This is a genomic window from Nonomuraea sp. NPDC005983 (assembly GCF_040614375.1).
Classification (GTDB): Bacteria; Actinomycetota; Actinomycetes; order Streptosporangiales; family Streptosporangiaceae; genus Nonomuraea.
The window spans coordinates 1-3,142 of record NZ_JBEXUP010000277.1 but is presented as its reverse complement, the minus strand read 5'-3'; the positions used below and the strand labels follow the sequence as shown (position 1 = coordinate 3,142).

General features: G+C 73.8%; 3 protein-coding genes. All 3 read right to left on the bottom strand.

Annotation, left to right across the window (positions count from 1 at the left end):
• Positions 1 to 234: 234 nt before the first annotated feature.
• Positions 235 to 2,067 (bottom strand): ABC transporter ATP-binding protein, encoded by a 1,833-nt coding sequence (locus tag ABZ297_RS46525; protein WP_355360963.1) that lies wholly within the window; start codon positions 2,065 to 2,067, stop codon positions 235 to 237.
• A complete protein-coding gene (locus ABZ297_RS46520; RefSeq protein WP_355360960.1) occupies positions 2,064 to 2,561 on the bottom strand; it encodes a hypothetical protein in 498 nt (165 codons plus the stop codon). Before ABZ297_RS46520 ends, ABZ297_RS46525 begins: the two co-directional genes overlap by 4 nt.
• A 147-nt stretch (positions 2,562 to 2,708) precedes the next feature.
• On the bottom strand, positions 2,709 to 2,903 hold the full coding sequence (locus ABZ297_RS46515) for a hypothetical protein (RefSeq protein ID WP_355360957.1): 195 nt from the start codon (positions 2,901 to 2,903) through the stop codon (positions 2,709 to 2,711).
• Between the last annotated feature and the right edge of the window lie 239 nt (positions 2,904 to 3,142).

Here is a 3,142-nt window from a genome sequence, read left to right as displayed (position 1 = left end):
TTCTTCTCTGGCGCCTGGAACCTCCCCGGCCGGGCGGCCCGGGAGTGGTTCATGGTGGGCGGCCGTGCGGCCCCGCCACACCCCCGCCCCCCCGGGCCCCTCGGGGGGCCGGGGCGTCCGCCGTTTCGGCGGCCATGGAGATGACGGCGGTGGCGCCGCGCGCACCGCCCGGGCCAGGACCGCAGCCGCCCGCGGTCCTGAGCGCCGCGGTCGCGGGTGCCGCCCGGGGCCCGCTCAGCGGATGTCGGCGTCCTCGCGGTAGCCGCTCGCCTGGGTTTCGAACAGGTGGGCGTAGCCGCCGGCCCGGTCGACGAGGTCGTGGTGGGTGCCCTGCTCGGAGATCCGGCCGTCGCTCAGCACGACGATCAGGTCCGCGTCGCGCACCGCGCCGAGCCGGTGCGAGACGAGCAGGCTGGTGTGCCCGGCGCGGTGCTCGCGCAGCCGCCGATGCACCTCGTACTCGGCCTGCGCGTCCAGGCCGGAGCTGGGCTCGTCGAGGATGAGCAGGTCGCGCCGCTCGCGCACCATCGCGCGGGCCAGCGCCAGGCGCTGCCACTGGCCCCCGGAGAGCATCACCCCGGCCTGCGGGTCGTCGTCCTCCGGGCCGAAGAAGATCCGGCTCAGCATGGTGTCGTAGCCTCGGGGCAGCGCCCGCACCGTCTCGTGCGCGCCGGCCATCCTGGCGGCGGCCTCGATCCTGGCGCGGTCGTTCAGCGCCTCGACCTCGCCCACCCCGATGTTCTCGGCCGCCGTCAGGTCGTAGCTCATGTAGTCCTGGAAGAGCACGCCCATCCTGCCGCGCAGCTCGGCCGGCGGCACGTCGCGGATGTCCACGCCGTCCCAGAGGATCGCCCCCCTGGACGGGTCGTAGAACCGGCACAGCAGCTTGATCAGGGTGCTCTTGCCGGCCCCGTTGAGCCCCACCAGCGCGACCGACGAGCCGTGGGGGATCGTCAGGTCGACCCCGCGCAGCACCCACGGAAGGCTGTCGTCGTACCGGAACCACACGTCGCGCAGTTCGATGCCGCGCCGCAGCGCCGGCAGCGCCGCCGGCCGGCGCGGCGACGGCAGGTCGTCGGGCAGCGACTCCACCCGCTGGTGGTGCTCGAACAGGAGCAGCGCCTGGTTCGCGCCGGCGGCGTTCTCCACCATCGCGATCAGCGCGCTCTGGGTGCCCGCCACGGCGGCGGCGAACGCGGTCACGTCCCCGAGGGTCAGCCGGCCGGCCAGCGCCGAGTACGCCGCCCAGACCAGCCCCGCGCCGCTGACCGCCGCGGACAGGGCCGCGAGCGCCGACTGCGTGAGCGCCTCCCGCCGGTCCAGCCGCCGCTCGCCGGACTGGATCGAGCGCAGCTCGCCGAGCACCCGGCCCTTGAGGAAGCCGCCGAGCCCGAAGAGCCTGACCTCCTTGGCGGCCTGCACGTCGGTGATCAGCGTGGAGTAGAAGATCTGCCGCCGGGCCGCCGCGGACTGCCCGGCGATCATCCTGATCCGCCGCTTCTCCAAGGACATCCTGGCCGCGAGGGTGGGCAGCGCCGCGAGCGCCACCAGCCCCGCCATGAGCGGGCTCAGCACGACCAGCGCGGCGAGGAGCCCGGCCAGGGTGATGATGTTGCGTGCGAGGTCGAACAGTCCGGACGTGATCGGCCCCATCGCGCCGCCTGTCGCCTGCGCGGCCATGCGCAGCTCGTCCAGGAAGGCCGGGTTCTCGAAGCGCGACAGGCCCTGGAACCTGTTCACCGTCGTGTACAGGCGATCCTGCAGCAGCAGGTCCAGGCGGCGATCCGACTCGGCGCGCAGGTACCCCGCCAGGTGCGGCAGCACTCCGGCGGCCAGCCCCAGCGCGACCAGGCCGCCGACCGGCCCCGGCACCAGGTCCGGGCGTCCGGCGGTCAGCGCGTCGATGAGCAGCTTCGTCACCCAGACGGTGCCCGTGGGCAACAGCCCGGCCAGCACGGTGGCCGCCAGCTGCGACACCGCCAGCACCGGCCCGGCCCGCCAGCACAGCAGCCCCAGGGCTGCGGCGCGCCGCAGCCGGCCGGCGCCAGGGGCCGGGGGCGCGGTCACCTGGCCCGTGCCATCGCGGTGAGGACGACCGGTTCCGTGTCCGCCGCCACGATCCTGCCATCGGAGCCGGTCCGCAGGAACGTCGGGAACGCCTCGACGCCGACGGCGTGCGCGATCCGGTCGGCGTCCTCGCCCGTGACCACGTCCGACACGCCGCCCACCACCTCGACGAGGTCGCCGACCTTCGCGGCGTCGCCGGTGATGACCGCCAGCGCCGCCTGGCCTCCGACTGCCGCGGCGAACTGCGGCGCCCGCTCGTGGCAGGTGTCGCAGCCGACGTCGAAGAACGCCACCAGCCGCGGCCCGGCCACGTCCTCGGGCAGCGCGCGGCCGACCAGGACGCCCGGGTCGTAGGACGGCATGATCGACCGGCCGGCGAGTCGCTCCAGCTCGGCGGTGTGCTCGCGGAGCCGGCGGAGCACCCCCAGGGTGAGCACCAGGTCGAACATGCACAGCAGGCCGACGAACACGACGGCGGCGATCAGAAAACCCATCAGACCTCACTTCAGACGGTGAACAGCTCCACCAGGTCGTCGAGGCGCACCACGAGCAGCGCCCGGCACGCGATCAGGAGGTACGGCATCCGTCCACCCTTCGTGCCAGGGCCTGGCGGCGACGGCCGCCAGGCCGGTGGGTTCAGCTCAGGCGCCGCAGGTCCTGAAGACGTAGCAGGACCCGCAGTACTCCTTGCCGTTGACGAGGGTGCAGAGCTTCTGGAAGTCGGAACGCTCCCTGCAGTAGCAGTGCCGGTAGAATTCGTAGGCCGCCTTCGCGGACGTCTTCGGCACGAGCCTTTCGAGGATCCGGTCGCCGAGCCTGCCAAGCACGTGAGTCATGGATTCGCCCCTTCTGTAGCGATGCGGTCAGGCCGAAACGCTATTTGGGGGGCATACAGCGGCCCATACATCCGCGCTACAACGGGCCGGTGAGCAGCCGCTTCAGCACCGGGTCCGGCCGCATCGCGGGGTCCGCGAAGAGTGCCGCGGCCCGGTGGGCGTCCGCCGCGGCGCGCGGATCCCCCAGGGCCTCGCGCGCCCTGGCCAGCTGGCGGGTGCAGGCGGCGCGGCCGTAGGCG